Annotated in this window: 19 protein-coding genes and 1 pseudogene; 10 read left to right on the forward strand and 10 right to left on the reverse strand. The window is 65.6% G+C overall.

Annotated features, from left to right (window positions below; all coding sequences use genetic code 11):
- Nucleotides 1-53: 53 nt before the first annotated feature.
- Entirely contained in the window at nucleotides 54-2,711 is a 2,658-nt protein-coding gene (locus CH256_RS05445) for a bifunctional acetate--CoA ligase family protein/GNAT family N-acetyltransferase (RefSeq protein ID WP_094642396.1), read from the reverse strand.
- 109 nt (nucleotides 2,712-2,820) lie between these two features.
- Nucleotides 2,821-4,089, reverse strand: a complete 1,269-nt coding sequence (locus tag CH256_RS05450; RefSeq protein WP_068050656.1) for an acetoin utilization protein AcuC — start codon at nucleotides 4,087-4,089, stop codon at nucleotides 2,821-2,823.
- 185 nt (nucleotides 4,090-4,274) lie between these two features.
- On the opposite strand from CH256_RS05450, the gene CH256_RS05455 reads away from it, so the two are divergent.
- Nucleotides 4,275-4,961 carry a metal-dependent transcriptional regulator gene (locus CH256_RS05455; protein WP_068050657.1) on the forward strand — a complete coding sequence of 229 codons (687 nt, stop codon included), beginning with the start codon at nucleotides 4,275-4,277 and terminating at the stop codon, nucleotides 4,959-4,961.
- A gap of 46 nt (nucleotides 4,962-5,007) precedes the next feature.
- Nucleotides 5,008-5,988 (forward strand): UDP-glucose 4-epimerase GalE, encoded by a 981-nt coding sequence (galE, locus tag CH256_RS05460; RefSeq protein WP_094642029.1) that lies wholly within the window; start codon nucleotides 5,008-5,010, stop codon nucleotides 5,986-5,988.
- A gap of 38 nt (nucleotides 5,989-6,026) precedes the next feature.
- On the opposite strand, the gene CH256_RS05465 is transcribed toward galE, so the two are convergent.
- From CH256_RS05465 to CH256_RS05480, 4 genes are all read right to left on the reverse strand, one after another.
- Nucleotides 6,027-7,142 carry a DUF4192 domain-containing protein gene (locus tag CH256_RS05465; protein ID WP_068050659.1) on the reverse strand — a complete coding sequence of 372 codons (1,116 nt, stop codon included), beginning with the start codon at nucleotides 7,140-7,142 and terminating at the stop codon, nucleotides 6,027-6,029.
- Between the two features lie 151 nt (nucleotides 7,143-7,293).
- Nucleotides 7,294-8,004: a DUF5642 family protein gene (locus CH256_RS05470; RefSeq protein ID WP_094642031.1), complete on the reverse strand. Its 711-nt coding sequence runs from the start codon at nucleotides 8,002-8,004 to the stop codon at nucleotides 7,294-7,296.
- A 111-nt stretch (nucleotides 8,005-8,115) separates the two neighbouring features.
- Entirely contained in the window at nucleotides 8,116-8,748 is a 633-nt protein-coding gene (locus CH256_RS05475) for an MBL fold metallo-hydrolase (RefSeq protein ID WP_068050660.1), read from the reverse strand.
- On the reverse strand, nucleotides 8,745-9,830 hold the full coding sequence (locus CH256_RS05480; protein ID WP_068050661.1) for an S-(hydroxymethyl)mycothiol dehydrogenase: 1,086 nt from the start codon (nucleotides 9,828-9,830) through the stop codon (nucleotides 8,745-8,747). The genes CH256_RS05475 and CH256_RS05480 overlap by 4 nt, the downstream gene beginning before the upstream one ends.
- Nucleotides 9,831-9,994: 164 nt before the next feature.
- Between CH256_RS05480 and sthA the strand changes: the two genes are divergently transcribed.
- The 4 genes from sthA (at nucleotide 9,995) to CH256_RS05500 (ending at nucleotide 16,403) form a co-directional block, all read left to right on the forward strand.
- Nucleotides 9,995-11,410, forward strand: coding sequence for a Si-specific NAD(P)(+) transhydrogenase (sthA, locus tag CH256_RS05485; RefSeq protein ID WP_068050662.1), 1,416 nt, complete (start codon nucleotides 9,995-9,997; stop codon nucleotides 11,408-11,410).
- Between the two features lie 198 nt (nucleotides 11,411-11,608).
- Nucleotides 11,609-12,553: a proteasome assembly chaperone family protein gene (locus tag CH256_RS05490; protein WP_094642033.1), complete on the forward strand. Its 945-nt coding sequence runs from the start codon at nucleotides 11,609-11,611 to the stop codon at nucleotides 12,551-12,553.
- Between the two features lie 228 nt (nucleotides 12,554-12,781).
- Entirely contained in the window at nucleotides 12,782-13,822 is a 1,041-nt protein-coding gene (locus CH256_RS05495; protein ID WP_094642397.1) for an alpha/beta fold hydrolase, read from the forward strand.
- Nucleotides 13,823-13,886: 64 nt separating this feature from the next.
- Nucleotides 13,887-16,403 (forward strand): DEAD/DEAH box helicase, encoded by a 2,517-nt coding sequence (locus CH256_RS05500; protein ID WP_068050664.1) that lies wholly within the window; start codon nucleotides 13,887-13,889, stop codon nucleotides 16,401-16,403.
- On the opposite strand, the gene CH256_RS05505 is transcribed toward CH256_RS05500, so the two are convergent.
- Complete coding sequence (locus CH256_RS05505) at nucleotides 16,390-17,328, reverse strand: hydrogen peroxide-inducible genes activator (protein WP_068050665.1); 939 nt, start codon at nucleotides 17,326-17,328, stop codon at nucleotides 16,390-16,392. The two genes, CH256_RS05500 and CH256_RS05505, sit on opposite strands and share 14 nt — an antisense overlap.
- 154 nt (nucleotides 17,329-17,482) lie before the next feature.
- On the opposite strand from CH256_RS05505, the gene CH256_RS05510 reads away from it, so the two are divergent.
- The 3 genes from CH256_RS05510 to CH256_RS05520 all read left to right on the forward strand — a co-directional run bounded on the left by CH256_RS05510 (nucleotide 17,483) and on the right by CH256_RS05520 (nucleotide 19,360).
- Complete coding sequence (locus tag CH256_RS05510) at nucleotides 17,483-18,070, forward strand: peroxiredoxin (protein ID WP_032397906.1); 588 nt, start codon at nucleotides 17,483-17,485, stop codon at nucleotides 18,068-18,070.
- Between the two features lies 1 nt (nucleotide 18,071).
- A complete protein-coding gene (locus CH256_RS05515) occupies nucleotides 18,072-18,611 on the forward strand; it encodes a carboxymuconolactone decarboxylase family protein (protein WP_094642035.1) in 540 nt (179 codons plus the stop codon).
- 77 nt (nucleotides 18,612-18,688) lie between these two features.
- Entirely contained in the window at nucleotides 18,689-19,360 is a 672-nt protein-coding gene (locus tag CH256_RS05520; protein WP_068050668.1) for a PhzF family phenazine biosynthesis protein, read from the forward strand.
- On the opposite strand, the gene CH256_RS05525 is transcribed toward CH256_RS05520, so the two are convergent.
- Entirely contained in the window at nucleotides 19,350-20,024 is a 675-nt protein-coding gene (locus CH256_RS05525) for a hypothetical protein (RefSeq protein WP_068050669.1), read from the reverse strand. The genes CH256_RS05520 and CH256_RS05525 overlap by 11 nt on opposite strands.
- Before the next feature lie 38 nt (nucleotides 20,025-20,062).
- Between CH256_RS05525 and CH256_RS05530 the strand changes: the two genes are divergently transcribed.
- Nucleotides 20,063-20,293 (forward strand): hypothetical protein, encoded by a 231-nt coding sequence (locus CH256_RS05530; protein WP_068050670.1) that lies wholly within the window; start codon nucleotides 20,063-20,065, stop codon nucleotides 20,291-20,293.
- Here the strand turns inward: CH256_RS05530 and CH256_RS05535 are convergent.
- Both CH256_RS05535 and CH256_RS05540 read right to left on the reverse strand, forming a co-directional pair.
- The gene (locus CH256_RS05535; protein WP_068050671.1) at nucleotides 20,277-21,536 is read right to left on the reverse strand and encodes an aminotransferase family protein; all 1,260 of its coding nucleotides are present in this window, start codon (nucleotides 21,534-21,536) and stop codon (nucleotides 20,277-20,279) included. The genes CH256_RS05530 and CH256_RS05535 overlap by 17 nt on opposite strands.
- Before the next feature lie 3 nt (nucleotides 21,537-21,539).
- Nucleotides 21,540-21,974 (reverse strand): annotated as a pseudogene (locus tag CH256_RS05540) (Pr6Pr family membrane protein); the annotation flags it as partial.
- Nucleotides 21,975-22,042: the final 68 nt, after the last annotated feature.

The following is a 22,042-nucleotide window of genomic DNA, read 5'->3' on the forward strand; positions in this document are numbered from 1 at the left end:
CCTCTCCCCCTGGGACGTCGCCTCGGCTTCTGCCTTTTCGAAGCCGGTCTCGGTCAGCGCAATCGACGCGGGCCCAGATCGGCCTTGGTCGGTTCCGGACCGATGCGAACGCGCGCATCGGTGATCTGTGCGCCGTCGGCGGACGCCAGAACCGGCTCGCACGAGATCTCGCGAATGTCGGCGATATCTTCTGCCAGTGCCGAGATCCGCTGCACGAGGTCGATCAGGGCATTCTTGTTGACGGGCACCGCATTGCGATATCCGGACAGCAGCGGAGCCGCCTTGGGCGCGTCGATCAGCTGCGCGGCCTCGTCCTCGGTCAGCGGAAGTACCCGATAGGCACGGTCGCCCAGCAGGTCCGAGATGACGCCGGCCAGACCGAACGAGATGAGCGATCCGAACGACGGGTCGTCCTGTACGCGTACGACGCAGCCGATTCCCTTGACCGCCATGCGCTGGACGTGCAACAACGGCTCGCCCGAGTCTGCCGCCAGATTGCGATACGCCACCCGCACCGCGGACGCGTCCGCCATGTCGAGGCGCACTCCACCGAGATCCGGCCGGTGCCGCCACCGTTCACCGGTCGCCTTGACCGCCACCGGGTAGCCGAGTTCGTCTGCCGCTGCGACGGCCTCGTCCTCGTCGGTCACCGTCCGGAAAGCGACGACGTCGAGTCCGTAGCAGCCCAGCAACTCGGCGGTTTCGAAGTCGGAGAGCCACCGTCCGTGACTGCCTGCCGAACGCCAGCCCTCGACCAGCTGCTTGGCGCGTTCGGAATCGATGCTCTTGGGCCGGACCAGGTTCGACACCGGTCGCGACCGCCACGCGGAGTAGCGCCACGCGGCGGCGAGGGCGGCAACCGCTCGCTCCGGGCTCGAGTACGAGGGCACCGAACCGCGGATGGGGTATCCACCCGGCCCCCGGACCGCCAGGACGTCCGGAATGCCCTCGGTAGCGAGGAACGTCGAGAGTACGGGCTTGTCGGATCCACGGACGGCGTTGCCGAGCGCGGTCGCGAACGGCTCCACCTCCACCGCCACCGGGGGTACGAACACGACGATGACAGCGTCGATGTCCGACGCGGCCAGTGCCGACGACACGGCCGCGGCGAAATCCTCGGGACCGGCCTGCGGACCGACGTCGATCGGGCTGCTCGCATGCAAGCCCTTGGCCCGCGCAGCGTCGACCGCCAACACCCCGAGCGCGGTCGAGTTTCCCACCACGGCAACCCTCGGTCCGACGGGCAGCGGCTGATTTCCGAAGAGCACCGCGCAATCGAAGAGTTCCGAGATGGTGTCGACCTGGATGACTCCGGCCTGAGCGAACAGTGCGCGCACGATGGAGTCGTCGATGTCGGCACCGATCGCATGTGCGGGCGGCACGGCCCCGCGGCCGCTCTTGACCGCGATGATGGGCTTGCTGCGCGCCACCCGTCGGGCGATCCTGGTGAACTTCCTGGGATTACCGAAGCTCTCGAGGTACAGCAGGATCACCTCGGTGGCCGGGTCCGAATCCCAGTACTGCAGTAGATCGTTACCGGACACATCGGCGCGGTTTCCGGCCGAGACGAAGGTCGACAGTCCGAGCCTGCGGTTGGCGGCCTCGTCCAGAATCGCGATGCCGAGGGCACCGGACTGACAGAAGAACCCGACGTTGCCCGGAGTGGGCAGATGCGGAGCCAGAGTGGCGTTCAGACCGAACTCGGGATCGGTGTTCGCCACACCGAGCGCGTTGGGCCCGATCAACCGCATTCCGTGCGCCCTCGCCGCGAGCACCAGCCTGCGCTCGCTCTCCTGCCCCGCGGGTCCGGTCTCGCCGAATCCACCCGACACCACCAGCAACGCTTTGACGCCCTTGTCGAGGCAGTCGTCGAGTACCGCGTCGATCGCATCGGCCGGTACCGCTGCGATCGCAAGATCGACCGGATCCGGGATGTCGTGCACCGTGGCGTAGGCGCGGACCCCGCGAACCGAACGATGGTCGGCGTTGACGGGATAGACGGGCCCGGTGAAGTTGCCCGCCAGCAGATTCGCCAGAACGGCGTTGCCCACCTTCGAGCTGTCCGTCGACGCTCCGATCACGGCCACCGATCGTGGGCTCAGTACATTGCGCACACTGCGGGCCTCGGCGGCACGCTCACGGGAATTGCGCACCGACAGCAGAGCTTCGCTGGGGTCGATGGCGAACTCCAGTCGCAGCACACCACCCTCGAAGGACCGGCTGACCTGGTATCCCGCTTCGCGGAAGACGGTGACCATGTTCCGGTTCTCGGCGAGCACCTCGGCGACGAACATGTTCACACCGTTCTCGGCGGCCGCTCCGGCGAGGTGTTCGAGCAGGATCGGACCCAGCCCGCGACCCTGGTGTGCGTCGGCGACGACGAAGGCCACCTCGGCGGAGTTGCCGTCTCCCTCGGGCAGTCGCTCGTAGCGGCCGACCGCGATGATGTCGTCACCGAGCACTGCGACGAACGCCACCCGGTCGTGGTGATCGACCGTGGTGAAGTTGAGCACGTCACGCTGCGGCATCGTGGGGTACGGGCCGAAATACCGCAGGTATCTCGTCCGCTCGGACAACCGGCCGTGGAATGCGACGATCCGTTCGGAGTCCGACGGGACGATGGGACGCAGGTGCACCACACCGCCGTCGGAGGTCAGGACGTCGGCAACCCAGTGCCGCGGAAAGGATGTTTCCGCTCGCTCTCTGGCCAGGTCCTTGTCGCTCGGTTCCTGGTTGCTCGGTTCCTGGTCGCGCGGTTCCTTGTCACTCGGGTCCGACGCCGCAACGGCCGGCTCCTCGTCCGAGGGGCTGTCGGTCGGATCAGTCACGCGGGTCCTCCGGATCGAGTCCGAGCAGTGGAAATACTGCTCGACGGGTGGCGATGATGGCCGAGTCGACGCGCTCGAGCGCCCTGTCGGTGCCGTCGGTCCCGGCGAGGGATCCCCCGGGTCCGTCCCAGGCGGGATAGTCGACGTCTCCCCCGTCACCCATCGTCTGCGGGAGGTCGACACTCGGTGCCATGGTCCGTACTCGCTCCCGCCACGTGTCCGGCAACGCCGACATCGGGTCGATGTCGCGACCGAGCGCGGCAGCGATGAGGTAGGTCCAGGCCCGTGGAACGACGCGCACCAAGCCGTACCCTCCGCCGCCGACGGCCAACCACCGACCCTCGGAATGTTTGTCCGCCAGATCACGCATGGCCAGGAATGCCGCATTCTGGCCGTCGACGGTCAGGGCCAGGTCCGCGAGGGGATCCTCGCGGTGGCTGTCGACACCGCACTGGCTGACGATGATCTGAGGCGCGAACGCCGCGATCGCACCCGGCACGATCGCGTGGAACGCGCGCAGCCACAACCGATCCGCGGTGCCGGGCAACAATGGAACGTTGATCGAGGTTCCCTCACCGCGTTCGGCTCCCACCTCGGTCGACCATCCGGTGTTCGGCCACAGCGTCGCCGGATGTTGGTGCAACGAGACGGTGAGCACTCTCGGGTCACCGAGGAATGCCGCCTGAACGCCGTCCCCGTGATGAGCGTCGACGTCGATGTAGGCGATCCGGTCGAACCCGTTGTCCAGCAACCACGAGATGGCGATCGCGGCGTCGTTGTAGACGCAGAAGCCGGAGGCCCAGTCGGCCATCGCGTGGTGCATGCCGCCGCCGATGCTCACCGCGCGTCGAGCACGTCCCGACGCGATTTCGCGGGCGGCGGCCAGAGAACCACCGGCGAGCATGGCGCTCGCCTCGTGCATCTGCGGAAACACCGGGTTGTCGTCGGAACCCAGTCCGTGGACGACGTCGTCGGGATCTCGCAGAGCCGGGCCCTGCGACGGTGCCTGTTTGACGGCCTCGATGTAGGCGCTGGTGTGAAATCGGAGGAGCTCGGAATCGGGCGCGGCAGTGGGCTCGACGAGTTCGACGCCCGCGAGCAGGCCGATGTCGGTGGCGAGTGCCATTGTCAGATCGAGTCGAGTCGGATTCATCGGGTGGTCGTCGCTCCACCGGTAGCCGAGGTAATCCGCGCTCCACACGACGATGTCCTCGGGGCGGTTCGGGATGGGCGCGGCGGCGCGTGTCGCCTGATCAGACATACGGACAAAACTACGTTGTCGGACGGGATGGTGTTGCCGGGTTCCGGTGTTGTCCCCACAGTCCCGTTGTGAGAAGCCATGGGAAACGGCGTACGCCGTTGTGGTGCGCCGCGCCCGCTGCGGCTGGGTGCAGCGCTCATTTCGGGGCGCTGACGGTAGGATCGAGCCCGACGAAGGGGTTGAGTGTGAAGGATCTGGTCGACACCACGGAGATGTACCTCCGGACGATCTACGATTTGGAAGAAGAGGGCGTGATTCCGCTCCGCGCGAGAATCGCCGAACGGCTCGAACAGAGTGGTCCCACCGTCAGCCAAACCGTTGCTCGGATGGAGCGAGACGGGCTGTTGTCCGTCGCAGGCGATCGACACCTCGAGCTGACCGAGAAGGGCCGAAGCCTGGCGGTCGCGGTCATGCGCAAACACCGTCTGGCCGAACGTCTGCTCGTGGACATCATCGGTCTGCGCTGGGAAGACGTGCACGCCGAGGCGTGCCGTTGGGAACACGTGATGAGCGAGGAGGTCGAGCGACGTCTGGTCACCGTCCTGAACAACCCGACCACCTCGCCGTACGGCAACCCGATCCCCGGTCTGGAGGAACTCGGTCTCGGCCAGTCGACTCTCGCACCGGAAGCTCTCATCCGCCTCACGGATGTGCCCGTCGGCCAGCCGACCGCTGTCGTCGTGCGACGCCTCGCCGAGCACGTTCAGTCCGACCCGGAGGTCATCGCTCAGCTTCGCGAAGCAGGCGTGGTCCCCGATGCTCGGGTTACAGTCGAAGCCAAGCCCGGGTCGGTCACGATCACGGTGCCAGGACACAGTGGTGTCGACATATCCGAGGAAATGGCGCACGCCGTCCAGGTGAAGAAGGTCTGACCTCACACCGACGACGGCGTCGGACGCGTGTGAGGGAGAACGAACAGTGAAGCTTCTGGTTACCGGTGGTGCTGGCTACGTCGGCAGCGTCTGCGCGGCTGTGCTCGTCGAGCGCGGTCACGAGGTCGTGGTCGTGGACAACCTGTCCACCGGTAACCGGGACGCCGTGCCCGGTGGTGCCACATTCGTCGAAGGCGACATCAAGGACGTCGCCGCGGACGTACTGATCGGCGGCGGGTTCGACGCCGTCCTGCACTTCGCCGCGCAATCTCTCGTCGGCGAGTCGGTGGTCTCGCCCGACAAGTACTGGAGCGGAAACGTCGTCACCTCGCTGGCGTTGCTCGATGCCATTCGTGCATCCGGCACCGCGAAGCTGGTGTTCTCCTCGACCGCCGCCACGTACGGCGAGCCCGAGAAGACCCCCATCACCGAGGACGCACCCACCCGCCCCACCAATCCTTACGGTGCCACCAAACTCGCGATAGATCACGCGATCACGTCGTACGCCGCGGCCTACGGCCTCGCCGCCACGAGCCTTCGGTACTTCAACGTCGCCGGTGCCTACAACGGTTTCGGAGAGAATCGCGTCGTCGAGACCCACCTGATTCCGCTCGTGCTCCAGGTCGCACTCGGGCAGCGCGAGAAGATCTCGGTGTTCGGCACCGACTGGCCCACTCCGGACGGTACGGCTGTTCGCGACTACATCCACGTCGCCGACCTCGCCGAGGCGCACATACTCGCTGTCGATGCCGCACAACCGGGCGAGCACACCATCTACAACCTCGGCAGCGGCACCGGATTCTCCGTGCACGAGGTCATCTCGTCCTGCGAGCGCGTCACCGGTCTGCCCATCGCCGTCGAACATGCTCCCCGTCGTGCCGGTGACCCTGCCGTGTTGATCGCCTCGAGCTCGCGCGCAGTCGAGGAGTTGAAATGGACGCCGGAGCTGACCGATCTCGATCGGATCGTGGCCGATGCGTGGACATTCCTGCAACAGCTCGGCGATCGGTCGCACGCGGCGCGCTGACCCACTCGCCTGCCGATCGTCGATGTACTCGACTGCCGTCACCGTCGACCGAAGGGGTCGCCGGGGAGCCGAACTCCGCAGGCGCGAGCACACGCGAAGCCGCTCTCGGCCACTTCCCGAACGAGATCGGGACCTGCGCCGGCGCTGAGCGACCGGTCCAGCAGTCGCGCCAGCGAGTAGTTCTCGTCGGCTTCCAGTGCCGCATCGATCGCGATGCGGGCCATCGGTCCGTCTCCGCGGACGTACGCGCTGAAGGCCAGAAGTGTTGCGGCGATGGCTCGTTCGGCCTTCGGCAGGACGCGGGACATCCTCGCCCAGAACTCTTCGACGAATCCCGCGTCGTCACCGAGAGTCAGGGCCAGCAGTGCGTCACGCACCTGGACATGACCGATCGCGAGTGCGATCCGAGCGATGTCGGTCGGATCCAATTCGGTGTCGTACGGCGCTCGCGCGACGTACGACAGCACCGACGTCAGCTCGTCGGTACGAGATCGAATCCCGTCCCGTCGTTGTCGCGAGATCTCGGCGGCAACGGCCCGCACGGTCGCGTCGGGGCCCGGCGCGATGGTCTCGGCCAGCTCGGACCTGGATCGTCTGACGGAGTAGCCGTCGAGCACGCGGGCCACGGTCATCGGCGACGCCGACGGATCGGACATCAGGCCGTGCCGCTGTGGTCCGCGCAACGTCCACCAGTCGGCGGATTCGGCGATCTCCGACGCCGCAAGGGCCTCACCGAGCTGCACTCCGAACGAGGCGAGTGTGGCGTCGAGTTCGGTCACCAGTGCTTCCACGTCGAGTAGATGCGATGTCCGGACGGTTCGATCGAGCCTGTCGTCGACGAACACCGCCATGACCGCGGGAATGTTCTCCATCGCGCAGTAGCCGGCCAGGTAGGCGATGACGTCGAGCATCTCCGGGGTCGCGCGGGTGTGACCGCCCGCGCGCCGATCGATGTGATCGCCGGCCAGGACGAGGTCGTGACGCATCGTGGGTCCGACGCTCGCACCGCCGTCCTTGACCGCGATGAGCACCATAGATCGGTGCGGGTGGAACCCGAGCATGGCCGGTACCGCGGTGATCAGGTCGCTCGGGTGGCCGAGCCGCACGCGATGGCGGGAGTCGAAGTTGCCGTGAGAGTTCGTCGGTGTGTACATACCGGAGAATCCTGGCCGGGGTCCCGACGATCGAAAGAGTCTCGACCTGGGCTTTCGTACTGCCCTGTGGAGAACTGCCGTGCTGTGGATGAATCGCGTCGCCGGCGCTGTGTCCGACCGATTCGTGTCGGTGTCGTCTGCTAGTGCTGCGTCAGCTCTGGCCGACCTTCTGGACTGCCGCGGTGAACAGCTCGTCGAGGGTCATCGCATCGGGCGTGCCCGAGCCGAACGACATGAACGTGGCCGACACTCGCACTTCGTCGATCTGGGCCATCAGTGTCAGCATCGATTGGGTTACGGCGTCGCCGCCTGCTCCCGATGCGACGGTCTGCCGGACGGCCAACGTGTCGTCCGCATCGATGGGCGGTGCAGGCGTCAGAGTGGAGGTCACCGTCGAGGTCGCGCCGGACTTGGTTGCGGTCACCTCGGCGCACTGTTCCAGTTGCTCCTTGCGCGCCGAGAGCGGTTCGTCCACCGCGGTCAACTCGATCGAGATGGTGGACCGGCTGTCGTTGTCGGTGCCGACGATCATGGCCGTGCCCGTCGGGCCGAAATCCTGGTCGGCAGGCTTGCATCCCGCCGGGCTGACCTCGGCACCGGCAGGAATTCCGCTGAGATCGGGTGCGGCTTGCGAGATCGCCTGCTGGGGCAGCACCAGGGCGTCGTACGGTGCCGGGAAGCTGGACGGATCGATCAGCAGCGTGTTCAGATCCACGCCGGACTCCGGCGTCGAAGTGGGGGCACCCGCGCTGGGCTCGGGAGTGCCGGTGACCGTGGAACTGCAGCCGACCAGCACGAGAGCTGCGATCGCTGCCGAGGTCGCGGCGATGGACAGGCGGGTTCTGCGTGCGGCGGGGCTCACAAGACGTCCTCTTCGGGTCGGTGGAACGCCGCAGCACACGCTCCGGCGTCCCACCACTGTCTCATTCCGACCACCTCGAACGCGGCAGGCGACCCACCGCGGTGTCGCAATTCAGCTGCCGCGGGCGATCCATTCCTCGAGGTGCGGTGCTTCGTCGCCGATGCGCGTCCCGTCACCGTGGCCGGTGTTGACTCGGGTCTCGACGGGAAGCGCGAAGAGCCGATCACGGATGGACCCGATGATGGTCGGGAAGTCCGAGTACGACCGTCCGGTGGCACCCGGGCCGCCGGAGAAGAGGGTGTCGCCGCTGAACAACTCCCCCGCTTCCGGCAGGTACAGGCACGTCGATCCAGGTGAGTGCCCGGGCGTGTGCAGCGCCAGGATGTCGGTTCCGGCCACCGTGATGCGCTGACCGTCCTCGAGGGTCGAGTGCCCGACGCCCGGGTGCGTCTGTTCCCACAGCATGTCGTCGGCGGGGTGCAGCAGAATCGGCGCGTCCAACGTATCGGCCAGTTCCGGTGCCACGGTCACGTGGTCGTTGTGGCCATGGGTGCAGATGACGGCCTTGACCGTCCGGCCGGCAACCGCGTCGACGATCGGGGCCGCGGTGTGCGCTGCGTCGACGATCACCACCTCGTCGTCGTCGCCGACCAGCCAGATGTTGTTGTCGACGTCCCAGGTGCCACCGTCGAGGCTGAACGTGCCCGAGGTGACGACGTTCTGGACGCGGAACTTCCCGCTCACAGGACCACCACCGAACGCAGGACGGTGCCCTGATGCATCTTCTCGAAGGCGGCTTCGACGTCGTCGATGGTGATGCGTTCGGTGACGAACTTCTCGAGCGGCAGACGGCCCTGCTGATACAGATCGACCAACTGCGGGAAGTCGCGCTCGGGCAGGCAGTCTCCGTACCAGGAGGACTTGAGCGATCCGCCGCGGGAGAAGAAGTCGATCAGCGGCATCTCGAGGGTCATCTCGGGTGTCGGCACGCCGACAAGCACCACGGTTCCGGCGAGGTCGCGTGCGTAGAACGCCTGCTTCCAGGTCTCCGGGCGACCGACGGCGTCGATGACCACGTCGGCACCGAAGCCTCCGGTGAGCTCCTGGACTGCTTCGACGGCGTCGACCACCGAGGAGTCGACGGTGTGGGTGGCTCCGAGGCCCAGTGCCCATTCGAGCTTGCCCGGGTCACGATCGACCGCGATGATCGTCGACGCGCCGGCCAGGCGTGCTCCGGCGATCGCGGCATCGCCCACTCCGCCGCAGCCGATCACGGCCACCGAATCCCCACGCGAGACGTTGCCGGTGTTCATCGCCGCTCCCAGACCTGCCATCACGCCACAGCCGAGCAGTCCGACCACGGCGGGATCGGCGTCTGCGGCGACCTTGGTGCACTGGCCCTCGTGGACCAGGGTCTTCTCGGCGAATGCGCCGATGCCCAGCGCCGGGGTCAATTCGGTACCGTCTTCGAGGGTCATCTTCTGTGCTGCGTTGTGGGTGTCGAAGCAGTACCACGGAGTGCCGCGCTTGCAGGCTCGACATTCGCCGCACACGGCGCGCCAGTTCAGTACGACGAAGTCTCCGACCTCGACGTGCTCGACGCGGTCGCCGATGGTCTCGACGATTCCGGCCGCCTCGTGTCCGAGCAGGAATGGGAATTCGTCGTTGATGCCGCCTTCGCGGTAGTGCAGGTCGGTGTGACACACCCCGCAGGCCTGGATCTTCACGACGACCTCGTTGGGCCCGGGATCGGGGATGGTGATCGTCTCGATGGAGACGGGCTCGCCCTTGCTTTTGGCGACGACGGCGCGGACCTGCTGCGGCATGTGTTCCTCCACTGAAAATCGGGTGTTTCGTGCTCTGTTCAGCCTCGCACAACGCATCAGCACGTGGCGACATCTGCATGGGTTCGACGCACCGAATCATGGAGTTCACAAGGTTGTGACCGGGTGGGCACGCAGTCTTTGCGTGCGAGCGGTAACTATGACGAATGTCTGAACCCATGGAGTACGACCTGGTGGTCATCGGCTCCGGCCCCGGTGGCCAGAAGGCGGCCATTGCGGCTGCGAAGCTCGGCAAGCGGGTGGCGATCGTGGAGAAGGGCCACATGCTCGGCGGGGTCTGCGTCAACACCGGGACCATTCCGTCCAAGACGCTGCGCGAGGCCGTTCTGTATCTCACGGGCATGAATCAACGGGAGCTGTACGGGGCGAGTTACCGGGTGAAGGCCGATATCACTCCTGCCGATCTGTTGGCCCGAACCCAGCACGTGATCGGCAAGGAGATCGAGGTGGTGCGTTCGCAACTGCTCCGGAACCGCATCGAGCTGATCACCGGCGTCGGCAAGTTTCTCGACGCGCACACCATCGTCGTGGAGGACGAGACGCGGGGTGAGCGCATCACCGTCGCAGCCGCCAACGTGGTGATCGCCACCGGCACCGCTCCTGCCCGTCCGGCCGACGTCGCGTTCGACGACTATCGAGTGCTCGACTCGGACGGAATCCTCAATCTCGAATTCATTCCGGCGTCGATGGTCGTCGTCGGGGCCGGCGTCATCGGAATCGAGTACGCGTCGATGTTCGCTGCCCTCGGAACGAAGGTCACCGTCGTCGAGAAGCGGGATTCGATGCTCGACTTCTGCGATCGAGAGATCATCGAGTCGTTGCAGTTCCACCTCCGCGATCTCGCGGTGACGTTCCGATTCGGCGAGGCGGTGACCGCGGTCGACGTCGGGCCGAACGGGACCGTGACCACGCTGGCGAGCGGCAAGCGCATCCCGGCCGAAACGGTGATGTACTCGGCCGGTCGGCAGGGCCTGACCACGGCGCTGGATCTCGAGAACGCAGGTCTGGAGGCGGACGCCCGGGGTCGGATCTTCGTCGACGAGCACTTCCAGACCAAGGTCGATCACATCTATGCCGTCGGCGATGTCATCGGGTTCCCGGCATTGGCCGCGACGTCGATGGATCAGGGCAGGTTGGCCGCGTATCACGCGTTCGGCGAGTCCGACGCGAAGTTGACCGACGTTCAGCCCATCGGTATCTACTCCATCCCCGAGGTCTCGTACGTCGGAGCCACCGAGGTCGACCTGACGAAGGGATCGATCCCCTACGAGGTCGGGGTATCGAGGTACCGCGAACTCGCCCGGGGGCAGATCGCCGGCGACTCGTACGGGATGTTGAAGTTGCTCGTCTCCACCGAGGATCGGTCGATTCTGGGCGTGCACATCTTCGGGTCGGGTGCGACGGATCTGGTGCACATCGGGCAGGCGGTGATGGGGTGCGGCGGCACCGTCGACTATCTCGTCGATGCCGTGTTCAATTACCCGACGCTGTCCGAGGCGTACAAGGTCGCCGCCCTCGACGTCACCAACAAGATTCGCGCGCTGGCCAACTTCGACCGCTGATCGCCTCGAGTCACCGAGAGCCCTCGGCGCAGGATGGGCGACCGTCCGGGAATGAACGGCAGGCAATCGGTTGTTCTTGTCGGTAGTGATTCGCCACGTTCGACGTCGGCGCGTACACGGCGCGAGCCGAGGGTCGGCGTATTCTGGCTCGAATCTCGCGTCGAGGTACCGACGAGTCGATCCGAAAGGGGCCAGGCCATGACCGAACAGTCGAAGATGTACGAGCTGGAGTTTCCGGCACCGCAAATCTTCTCCAACGACGGCGTCGGACCCGTCCTGGTGCACGGCCTGGAGGGTTTCTCCGACGCAGGTCACGCGGTGAAGTTGGCCACCACCCACCTGCGCGAGAGCCTGGAATCGGAGCTGGTCGCGTCGTTCGACGTCGACGAGTTGATCGATTACCGGTCCCGCCGGCCGACGATGACGTTCAAGTCCGATCATTTCTCGGACTACGACGCTCCCGAACTGAACCTCTATGCCGTCAAGGACAAGTCGGGCACTCCGTTCCTGCTGCTCGCCGGTATGGAACCGGACCTGCGGTGGGAGAAGTTCACCACCGCTGTCAGGCTCCTCGCCGAACAGCTCGGTGTGCGCCGCACCATCGGTCTCGGCTCGATCCCGATGGCCATCCCGCACACCCGGCCACTCGGTGTGACAGCCCACGCCAGCGACAAGGAGCTGGTCAAGGAGGGCAACAGCTGGGCAGGTGATCTGCAGGTACCGGGCAGCGCCTCGTCCCTGCTCGAGCTTCGGATGGCGCAGCACGGTCACGAGTCCATGGGTTTCTCGGTGCACGTTCCGCACTACCTCGCACAGACGGACTACCCCGGTGCGGCCGAGACGTTGCTCGAGAACGTCGGTGAGGCCGCCGACCTGGATCTGCCGCTTGCCGCCCTGGGTGAGGCCGCGGCGCGAGTTCGGGAACAGGTGAACGAGCACATCACCGGGAACGAAGAAGTCCAGTCGGTGGTGCAGGCGCTGGAGCGTCAGTACGACACGTATGTCGCCGCGCAGGAGCAGCAGTCGACGTTGTTGGCCAGTGACGAGCCACTGCCGAGCGGCGACGAACTCGGGGCCGAGTTCGAGCGCTTCCTGGCCGAGCAGGCAAATCTCGACGAGGAAGAGGACAACACCGAGCAGTGACAGTGTGAGTGGTCACAGAACATGATCGATTCGTCGGGCATATAGGACAGTCCGGACCGATCGAAACATACCTGTAACCGCAAATACGCTCGATGTTCTGCCCCGAGCGTCATCTCGTGCGAGAGTCGTAGCAACACGTACTCCGGTACGAAAGTCCACACACTCGTGCACGGCGTCGCCGTTCTGTGCCGCATCGCGCGGTGCACCAGGGAATTTCAGGAGGCGCAGATGAGCACCAATCCGCGCAATCGCAAGCTCCGCCCGGTTCCCGACGAAGAACCACGGCTGATCTTCCGGACCATTCACGGATACCGGCGGGCATTCCGCATGGCCGGCGAAGGTCCGGTTCTGCTGTTGATCCACGGTATCGGTGACAACTCCGAGACGTGGAACGAAGTCATCCCGCACCTCGCGAAGAACTACACCGTCATCGCTCCGGATCTGCTGGGTCACGGTCGCTCGGACAAGCCGCGTGCGGATTACTCCGTCGCCGCGTACGCCAACGGCATGCGCGATCTGCTCTCGGTGCTGGGCATCGAGCACGTCACCGTCGTCGGTCACTCACTGGGCGGCGGCGTCGCCATGCAGTTCGCGTACCAGTTCCCGGGCATGGTCGACAGATTGGCTCTGGTGTCCTCCGGTGGCGTCACCAAGGACGTACATCCCATTCTTCGACTCGCGTCCATGCCGTTTCTGAGCGAGGCCGTCAAACTGCTCCGCCTACCCGGCGCGATCCCGGCGGTGAAGCTGGCGGGTGGCCTGCTGAGCAAACTGCACAGCTCTCCCCTGCGACCCGGATCGCTCCTGCACGACACTCCGGATCTGATCCGCGTGCTGAGCGAGCTCCCGGCCCCGACGACGTACGAGGCGTATCTGCGGACCTTGCGCGCCGTCGTGGACTGGCGCGGCCAGGTGGTCACGATGCTGGACCGCTGTTATCTCACCGAGAATCTCCCCGTTCTGCTCGTGTGGGGTGACCAGGACTCGGTGATTCCGGTCAGTCATGCGCGCCTCGCCCACTCGGCCATGCCCGGTTCCACGTTGGAGGTGTTCGAGAATTCCGGACACTTCCCGTTCCGGGACGATCCGATGCGCTTTCTGCAGGTCGTCGAGGACTTCATCGATTCCACACCGTCACTGACCTTCGACGAGGTGCGGTGGCGCAACCTGCTCATCACCGGTGTCGGTGAGGACATGATCACCGGAAGCGCCAGCACCCGGATGGCCGTTCTCGGCGCGATGGGTTCCGACGAGCGCAGCGCGACCTGAGGCGTCGCGACGGACGCTCGGTGTCGATGCGGGTTCGGCCGTCGATCCCACATAGCCTGTAGAGGTGCTTCTCACCGAACTGATTCCCGATGCCGCCGCCGCTCGGTCCGACGGCGTCGACCCGGATGTCCTGTTCGACACGTTCACCACCTGGACTGCAGATCGCGGTCTGACCCTGTATCCCGCGCAGGAGGAAGCTCTCATCGAGCTGGTCTCCGGCTCCAACGTCATCCTGGCCACGCCGACCGGATCGGGCAAGTCGATGGTGGCCATCGGAGCCCACTACGCCGCGATGGCCGCAGGCGTTCGGAGTTTCTACACCGCGCCGATCAAGGCACTCGTCAGCGAGAAGTTCTTCGCCCTGTGCGAGATCTTCGGCGCTCAGAACGTCGGCATGATGACCGGCGACGCGTCGGTCAATTCCGGTGCTCCGATCATCTGCGCCACCGCCGAGATCGTCGCGAACCTCGCTCTGCGCCAAGGTGCCGACTCCGACATCGGCCAGGTGATCATGGACGAGTTCCACTACTACTCCGAGCCCGATCGGGGGTGGGCCTGGCAGGTTCCCTTGATCGAACTACCGAACGCTCAATTCCTGTTGATGTCGGCGACTCTCGGCGACGTCTCGTTCTTCCGGGACGATCTGACCCGACGCACCGGACGCACGACCACCGTGGTCTCGGGCACCGAGCGTCCGGTTCCCCTGATGTTCTCCTACGTCACCACTCCGATCAGCGAAACCATCGAAGAGTTGGTGCAGACGCACCTCGCGCCGGTCTACGTCGTGCACTTCACCCAGGCTTCGGCACTCGAACGCGCTCAGGCATTGACGAGTGTGAACGTTGCGTCCAAGCAGGAGAAGGCCGAGATAGCCGAGGCCATCGGTGCCTTCCGCTTCACCACCGGATTCGGCAAGACGCTGTCGAGGTTGGTTCGGCACGGTATCGGGGTGCATCACGCAGGCATGCTGCCCAAGTACCGACGGTTGGTCGAGAAGTTGGCGCAGGACGGGCTGCTCAAGGTGATCTGCGGAACGGACACCCTCGGTGTGGGCATCAACGTCCCCATTCGCACCGTGCTGTTCACCGGACTGACCAAGTACGACGGCGTCCGCACCCGCAAACTCCGGGCCCGCGAGTTCCATCAGATCGCGGGCCGCGCGGGGCGAGCCGGATACGACACCCTCGGCACCGTCGTGGTCGAGGCCCCCGAGCACGACATCGAGAACGCCCGTCTGGTGGCCAAGGCCGGCGACGATCCGAAGAAGCTCAAACGCGTACAGCGCAAGAAGGCACCCGACGGTTTCGTCTCGTGGGGCGAGCCGACGTTCGAGCGGATCATCACCGCAAGTCCTGAGCCGCTCACCTCACGGTTCTCGGTGAGCAACGCCATGCTGCTCAATGTCATTGCCCGGCCGGGCAATTGCTTCCATGCCATGCGTCACCTGCTCGAGGACAATCACGAGACCCGGCCCGCTCAGCGCAAGCACATTCTGCGGGCACTCTCGCTCTACCGCGGTCTGGTCGATGCGGGCATCGTCGAACAACTCGACGAGCCGGATGCCGACGGTCGACACGCTCGACTGACCGTGGACCTGCAGCCGGACTTCGCGCTCAATCAGCCGCTGTCGACGTTCGCGGTCGCGTCCTTCGAGCTGCTCGACGCCGAATCACCGACCCATGCCCTCGACGTTGTTTCGATCATCGAATCGACCCTCGACGATCCGCGTCAGATCCTGATGGCGCAACAGCACGCCGCGCGCGGCGAAGCGGTCTCGCAGATGAAGGCCGACGGCATCGAGTACGACGAGCGAATGGAACTGCTCGAGGAGGTCACGTGGCCGAAACCTCTTGCAGAGCTGCTCGTTCCGGCATTCGAGATCTATCGCGGCACGCATCCGTGGCTCTCCGAGGTCGGCCTGTCCCCCAAGTCCGTGGTACGCGACATGGTCGAGCGCGCGATGACGTTCGCAGAATTGATCAGCCATTACGGTCTGATGCGGTCCGAGGGACTCGTCCTCCGCTATCTCGCCGACGCCTATCGCACACTGCGCCAGACGGTTCCGCCGGAGTCTCGAACCGAAGAGGTACAGGACATCACCGAGTGGCTGGGTGAACTCGTGCGGCAGGTGGATTCGAGCTTGCTCGACGAATGGGAGAACCTGACGGACCCGGGTGCCGAGCCGGAGGCGCTCGTCGAGGCGTACGGATCCGATGTGCCGCGTCCGATCTCGGCCAACCCGCGGGCCTTCCGAATTCTCGCGCGCAATGCGATCTTCCGCCGAGTCGATCTGGCGGCGCGCCGACAGTGGAACGCCCTCGACGACCTCGACGACGGCCCGGACTGGGAGACGGAACTGGAACCGTTCTTCGCCGAGTACGGCTCGATCGGAACCGGACCATCGGCCCGCGGCCCCGCGCTGTTCACGCTGAACGTCGGTGCGGAGTCCACCACGGTGCGTCAGGTGTTGGAGGATCCCGACGGTGACCACGGCTGGTCGCTCGACGCCGTCGTCGATGTGCCGGAGTCCGATGCGGCGGGCGAGATCGTGTTCGACGAGATCGTGATCACGCCCGGCTGAGTCCACGTGCGTTGTCGGCGAGGACCTCTGCGGCGAGAAGACTTGCGAGCGCACTGTATTCGGCGGCGCGCGCACTCGAAGCTCGGTGAACGAGACCGATGGTGCGGCCGGGAGCAGGGTGGGCGAACTCTGCGGTGGACAAGCCCGCACGAGCGACCTCGACCTCGACGGCGCTGCGCGGCAGCAGCGTCAGGCCGAGCCCTCCTGCAACGCACTGCACCACCGTGGTCAGCGACGTCGCCCGGGTATCGCTCGCATCGGGTGCGGTGTCGACCGAGCGACACAGATCCAGGGTCTGCTCGCGCAGGCAGTGCCCCTCGTCGAGGAGGAGCAGAGGGAGACCGCGGAGGTCGGCGACCGTCAGATCCCGACGCCCCGCGAGAGGGTGCTCGGCAGGGAGCGCGAGCACGAAATCCTCGGTGTACATGGCTGTTTCGATCAAACCCGGATCGGCGAGGGGCAGCGCGAGAACGGCGACGTCGAGTGCACCGGACCGGAGTCCGTCGAGCAGTCGAGCGGTGTGATCCTCCACTATTCTCGGTACGAGGTCGGGGTACTCGACGCGCACGGCCGGGAGCACTGCGGGCAGCACGTAGGGTGCCACGGTGGGAATGATCCCGAGCCGCATACCACCGGTCAGCCGACCGCCCAATCCTGCTGCGGTAGCGACCAATCCGTCCACGGCGTCGAGTGCCGCAGTCGCCCGACCGAGTAACTGACCGCCGGCCGACGTCAGCAAGACCCTGCGGGTGCTGCGCTCGATCAACTGCACCCCCAGCCCCTGCTCCAACGTGGCGAGAGCTTGCGACAGAGACGGCTGAGTGATGTTCAGTTGCGTTGCTGCACTGCCGAAATGGCGATGACGGGCAATTGCGACGAAGGCACGCAGATGCGACAGGGTCGGCTGATAGCTTCGATCGGTCACGCCTATCAGTGTAGTGCCACTCATCACGTTTACCTTTCACCACATTTTTGGCACACTCGTACCGGTCGGCCGGGCTCGTACGGCTGCATTCACGCCACCGATCCGAACCGCCCACATACGGAACCGACGCGATCATCCGACACGAGGAGACCACATGGCACTGTTGACAATTGGCGACCAGTTCCCTTCATACAACCTCACCGCCGTCATCGGCGGAGACCTCTCCAAGGTGAACGCCCAGCAGCCCGACGACTACTTCACCACCGTCACCAGTGACGACCACGCGGGCAAGTGGCGCATCGTCTTCTTCTGGCCCAAGGACTTCACGTTCGTGTGCCCCACCGAGATCGCCGCGTTCGGCAAGCTGAACGAGGAGTTCGAGGACCGCGACGCACAGGTCCTCGGCGCGTCGGTCGACAACGAGTTCGTTCACTTCCAGTGGCGCGCACAGCACGACGAGCTCAAGACGCTTCCCTTCCCCATGCTGTCGGACCTCAAGCGCGAATTGGCTGCTGCCACCGGCGTTCTCAATGCCGACGGTGTGGCCGACCGCGCCACCTTCATCGTCGACCCCAACAACGAGATCCAGTTCGTGTCGGTCACGGCAGGCTCGGTGGGGCGCAACGTGGACGAGGTCCTGCGAGTTCTCGACGCCTTGCAGTCCGACGAGCTGTGCGCCTGCAACTGGAAGAAGGGTGATCCCACCATCGACGCAGGCGAACTGCTGACGGCGAGCGTCTGACATGACGATCGACAACCTCAAGAACGCCGTCCCCGAGTACGCCAAGGACCTCAAGCTCAATCTCGGTTCCATCGCCCGCTCCACGGTGCTCAGCGAGCAGCAGCTATGGGGCACCCTGCTGTCGGTGGCCGCAGCGTCGAAGTCCGCGACGACGTTGAAGGAGATCGCCGAGGACGCAGCCGATTCACTGTCGGCCGAGGCGTACAACGCCGCCCTCGGTGCCGCGTCGATCATGGGCATGAACAACGTCTTCTACCGAACCAAGGGATACCTGGACGGCAAGTACGACGATCTGCGCGCCGGTCTGCGCATGAACATCATCGGCAACCCCGGTGTGGAGAAGGCCGACTTCGAGCTGTGGTCGCTCGCGGTCTCGGCCGTCAACGGGTGCAACCACTGCCTGGAAGCACACGAGAAGACGCTGCGCGCCGAGGGCGTCGACCGCGAGAAGATCTTCGAGGCCATCCGCGCCGCGTCGATCGTCGCGGGTGTCGCGCAAGCGATCGAAGCAGGGCGAATCCTCGACGGTGCCGCCGTCTGAGCGTCGACCCGACCTGATCACCGAACGAGGGATCCGCGACCGCGGGTCCCTCGTTCGGCGTTTGGTACCGTCCGGGCATGGCTACCGACGTGTCCGTCGTCCGAGTTTTCACCGATGCCGACGGCAGGTTCGGTAACCCCCTCGGCATCGTCGCCGCGGATGACGTCGCCGAGGCGGACCGACAGCAGTTCGCCACCGAGCTCGGCTTCAGCGAGACGGTGTTCGTCGATCGCACCGATTCCGGTACGGCCTCGGCCACCATCTACACGCCCGCCGTGGAATTGCCCTTCGCCGGGCATCCCACGGTCGGACTCTCGTGGTGGCTGCGCGAGCAGGGACACCCGATCGAAGTACTCACAGTTCCTGCCGCGCCGCTGAACATCCGCTACGAGGGCGAGCACACCTGGGTTCGGGCCCGAGCCGACTGGACTCCGCACTTCACCTTCCATCAGGTCCAGGACGCGGCCGAGGTGACGGCAGCGGACCCGAGTGCGTACGACAGCGGGCACCACTACGTCTGGGCCTGGACCGACGAGGAGCACGGCGCGCTGCGGTCACGCATGTTCGCACCGATGATGGGTATCGCCGAGGACGAAGCGACCGGCGCTGCCGCCGTCCGGCTGACCGGTGAACTCGGCCGGAGCCTGAACATCCTGCAGGGAGCCGGATCTCGATTGCACACTACCTTCGAAGCCGGATGGGTGGAGCTGGGCGGACGTACCGCGGCGGACGCGTCGATCAGCGTGTGACGGGTACGTCCACTTCGATTTCCTCGCCCAGACGAACACCGTCGGCGAGTGGGAGTCGATCGCCGCTCCAGAACTTTCCTGGGTCGAACCAGTTGGCTTTCTTGTTGCCCGTGAGCAGACCCATCGCGTCGTAGGTCATGGCCACCACCTCTGCGCAGTAGGCGGTTTCGAGGGTTGCTCCCTCACGTTGGCTGCGACGCAGTGTGGGGACTCGGCCCCGGAACCAACGACCGGCGAGCGAGGCGGTGGTCGGAAAGGCTGTGCCGTCCAAGCGGGCGATGGTGCGAAGCAGGGCGTCCTCCTGCTCTTTCGTCACGGACGGGGTGGAGCCTGCGGAACGACCCGCGTATCCGTCCAATTGTCGCAGCCAGCACCGCTGTTCGTACTTCGTGGCCCACTGGGTCACGGCCGCTCGCAGATCGTGCAGCTGCACTCCGCGCTGGAAGTTGCCGCTCCACATGTCCTGCAACGACTTCCCCAGTTCGGCGTGCCACATCAGCGGAGGCAGGTCGTCGATCACGACGGACATGCCGACGTGATTGACCGGACTGTTGGTCAGTGCCTGGATTGCGCGATCGGCGTTCGACTGTCCGCGGAAGATCCAGATGTCGCCCGTTCTGGTGGCCTCGACTGCGGTATCGAGGCTGATTCGCGACGGATTCATGGTCCACACCCTAGATCTCGTGACGGTACGGTGGCCGGATGAACGTGTGGAAGGCTGTCGGTCTCGCCGGGATGGTCGGTGTCGCGGCCACCGGGGCGTTGGTGGTTCGATCCGAGCGCAAGCGTCGTGCCTACGCGCCCGAGGAAGTGCGCGAGCAGCTGCACCGTCGTTTCGCGGCTGTCTCCGACGAGCCGACACCGGCACCCGCTCCCCCGCTGTCGCGAGGGAAGCAGCTGCTCGGCAGACTTCGGTTCAGCCGAGCGCGCTGAGGATCCGCGCGGCCAACTCTTCGATCTCGGCGTCGGTCATGACGAATGCAGGCGAGATCTGCATCGCACCCTGGCCGGCGGCGCGGCCGGAGACCCCGTGTGCCCGAAGCGTTTTGACGAAAGGCAATGCTTCGGCCGGGTCGGCGAGCTGCACGGCGGCAACAGCACCGATTCCGCTGCGGATCTCCGATACTCGGTCGTGTGCGGCCAGTGGCGCGAGGTGGGTGTGCAGGGCCGCCTCGATGCGCTTGGAGTGCGAGAGCAGCTCTTCGCGCTCGATGATGTCGAGGTTGGCCATCGCTGCCGCGGCCGCTCCGGCGTGGCCGCCGTAGGTGTACCCGTGTCGCCACCACACGCCGCCCGCGAAGAACGGCTCGGCGATCTTCGGGGCGATGAAGACAGCACCCATCGGTACGTACCCGGACGTCAACCCCTTGGCGGTCGTCATCAGGTCGGGTTCGAGCTCGAACCGGGTGGAGGCGAACCAGCTGCCGCCGATCCGACCGAATCCGGTGACGACCTCGTCCGCGACGAACAGCACGTCGTTGTCGCGACAGATCTGCCGCACCTCGCGCAGGTAGCCCTCCGGCGGCAGGTAGATTCCGCCGGCACCGATGACCGGCTCGCAGAAGAAGGCGGCCACGTTCTCGGCACCGACCTCCTCGATCAGCGCCAGCAGCGACTTCGCGTCGTCCCACGCCACTGTCTTGGCGTCGGGCATCAGCTCACCGTAGTTCTCCTTGTTGACCGGGATACCGGCCAGCGCGGTGCCGGCGACGTGCATGCCGTGATAGGCCTTCTGTCGTCCGACGATGATCTTCTTGGCCGGTTGTCCCATTTCGACCCAGTAGCGGCGCGCGAGCTTCGCGGCGGTATCGATGGAGTCCGAGCCACCGGAGGTGAAGAAGATCTTGCTACCCGGAACCGGTGCGATGGCAGCGAGACGATCGGCCAAGGCCAGCGTGGTCTCGGGTACGAAGTCGCCGAAGTTCGAGTAGTGAGCGATCGAGCTCAGCTGTGTGGCAACGGCATCGGCGATCTCGCGTCGGCCGTGACCGACGTTGGTGAACCACAGACCGGCGGTCGCGTCGAGATACTTCGTTCCCTTGTTGTCGAAGATGTACGCACCCTCGCCTCGCGAGACGACGAACGGCCCGCTGGCGGTGACGTTGCCCATGTCGGCGAAGCCGTGCCACAGCGCGGAGGAGTGTGTGGTGGCCGCTGGATCGAGGTCGGAAGACATGCGCTACACAGTAGTGGAGTCCGATTCGCTCGAGACCGATCCGTGCCTCCACCGTCCCGCGAGCCGTCCGAGAGCATTCACTGCCAGCGCCATGAGCGCGAAAGCGACGGTCAACACCACCAGCCCGACGGCAAGCGCGGGGTATCCCCGTTCCCTCGGGTCGAGGAAGGGATACGGGTACCAGTCGACGACGGGTCCACGGATCAGGGTGTAGATCCCATAGACCAGCGGGAAGAGCAACCACGTCAGGCTGCGTTACTCGGAGATCTGCCGACGCGGTGGAGCGAGAATCCAGTCGAGCAGAAGGACCACGGGCATGATTCGATGCACCACGTTGTCGGTCCACGGATCCGCGACACCGACATCGATGTTCGCGGGCAACACCGCGTAGATGATCCCGGTGATCACCATGTAGAGCGTCACCGATCCGCGAACAGCACCCGCAGCATCCTGATCGGTACCGGCGTACGCGGTTCGGCAGTGACATCGTGCACGATGCTCATACG

Source organism: Rhodococcus sp. 05-2254-6 (genome assembly GCF_002258565.1).
Classification (GTDB): domain Bacteria; phylum Actinomycetota; class Actinomycetes; order Mycobacteriales; family Mycobacteriaceae; genus Rhodococcoides.

What these genes read in the sequence shown, in the direction of transcription:
- CH256_RS05535 (WP_068050671.1), bottom strand. Translation starts at nt 21,536, where the DNA reads ATGTCTTCCGACCTCGATCCAGCGGCCACCACACACTCCTCCGCGCTG.
- sthA (WP_068050662.1), top strand. Translation starts at nt 9,995, where the DNA reads ATGTCTGAACCCATGGAGTACGACCTGGTGGTCATCGGCTCCGGCCCC.
- CH256_RS05450 (WP_068050656.1), bottom strand. Translation starts at nt 4,089, where the DNA reads ATGTCTGATCAGGCGACACGCGCCGCCGCGCCCATCCCGAACCGCCCC.
- CH256_RS05495 (WP_094642397.1), top strand. Translation starts at nt 12,782, where the DNA reads ATGAGCACCAATCCGCGCAATCGCAAGCTCCGCCCGGTTCCCGACGAA.
- CH256_RS05515 (WP_094642035.1), top strand. Translation starts at nt 18,072, where the DNA reads ATGACGATCGACAACCTCAAGAACGCCGTCCCCGAGTACGCCAAGGAC.
- CH256_RS05490 (WP_094642033.1), top strand. Translation starts at nt 11,609, where the DNA reads ATGACCGAACAGTCGAAGATGTACGAGCTGGAGTTTCCGGCACCGCAA.
- CH256_RS05465 (WP_068050659.1), bottom strand. Translation starts at nt 7,142, where the DNA reads ATGTACACACCGACGAACTCTCACGGCAACTTCGACTCCCGCCATCGC.
- CH256_RS05530 (WP_068050670.1), top strand. Translation starts at nt 20,063, where the DNA reads ATGAACGTGTGGAAGGCTGTCGGTCTCGCCGGGATGGTCGGTGTCGCG.
- CH256_RS05520 (WP_068050668.1), top strand. Translation starts at nt 18,689, where the DNA reads ATGGCTACCGACGTGTCCGTCGTCCGAGTTTTCACCGATGCCGACGGC.
- CH256_RS05525 (WP_068050669.1), bottom strand. Translation starts at nt 20,024, where the DNA reads ATGAATCCGTCGCGAATCAGCCTCGATACCGCAGTCGAGGCCACCAGA.
- CH256_RS05510 (WP_032397906.1), top strand. Translation starts at nt 17,483, where the DNA reads ATGGCACTGTTGACAATTGGCGACCAGTTCCCTTCATACAACCTCACC.
- CH256_RS05480 (WP_068050661.1), bottom strand. Translation starts at nt 9,830, where the DNA reads ATGCCGCAGCAGGTCCGCGCCGTCGTCGCCAAAAGCAAGGGCGAGCCC.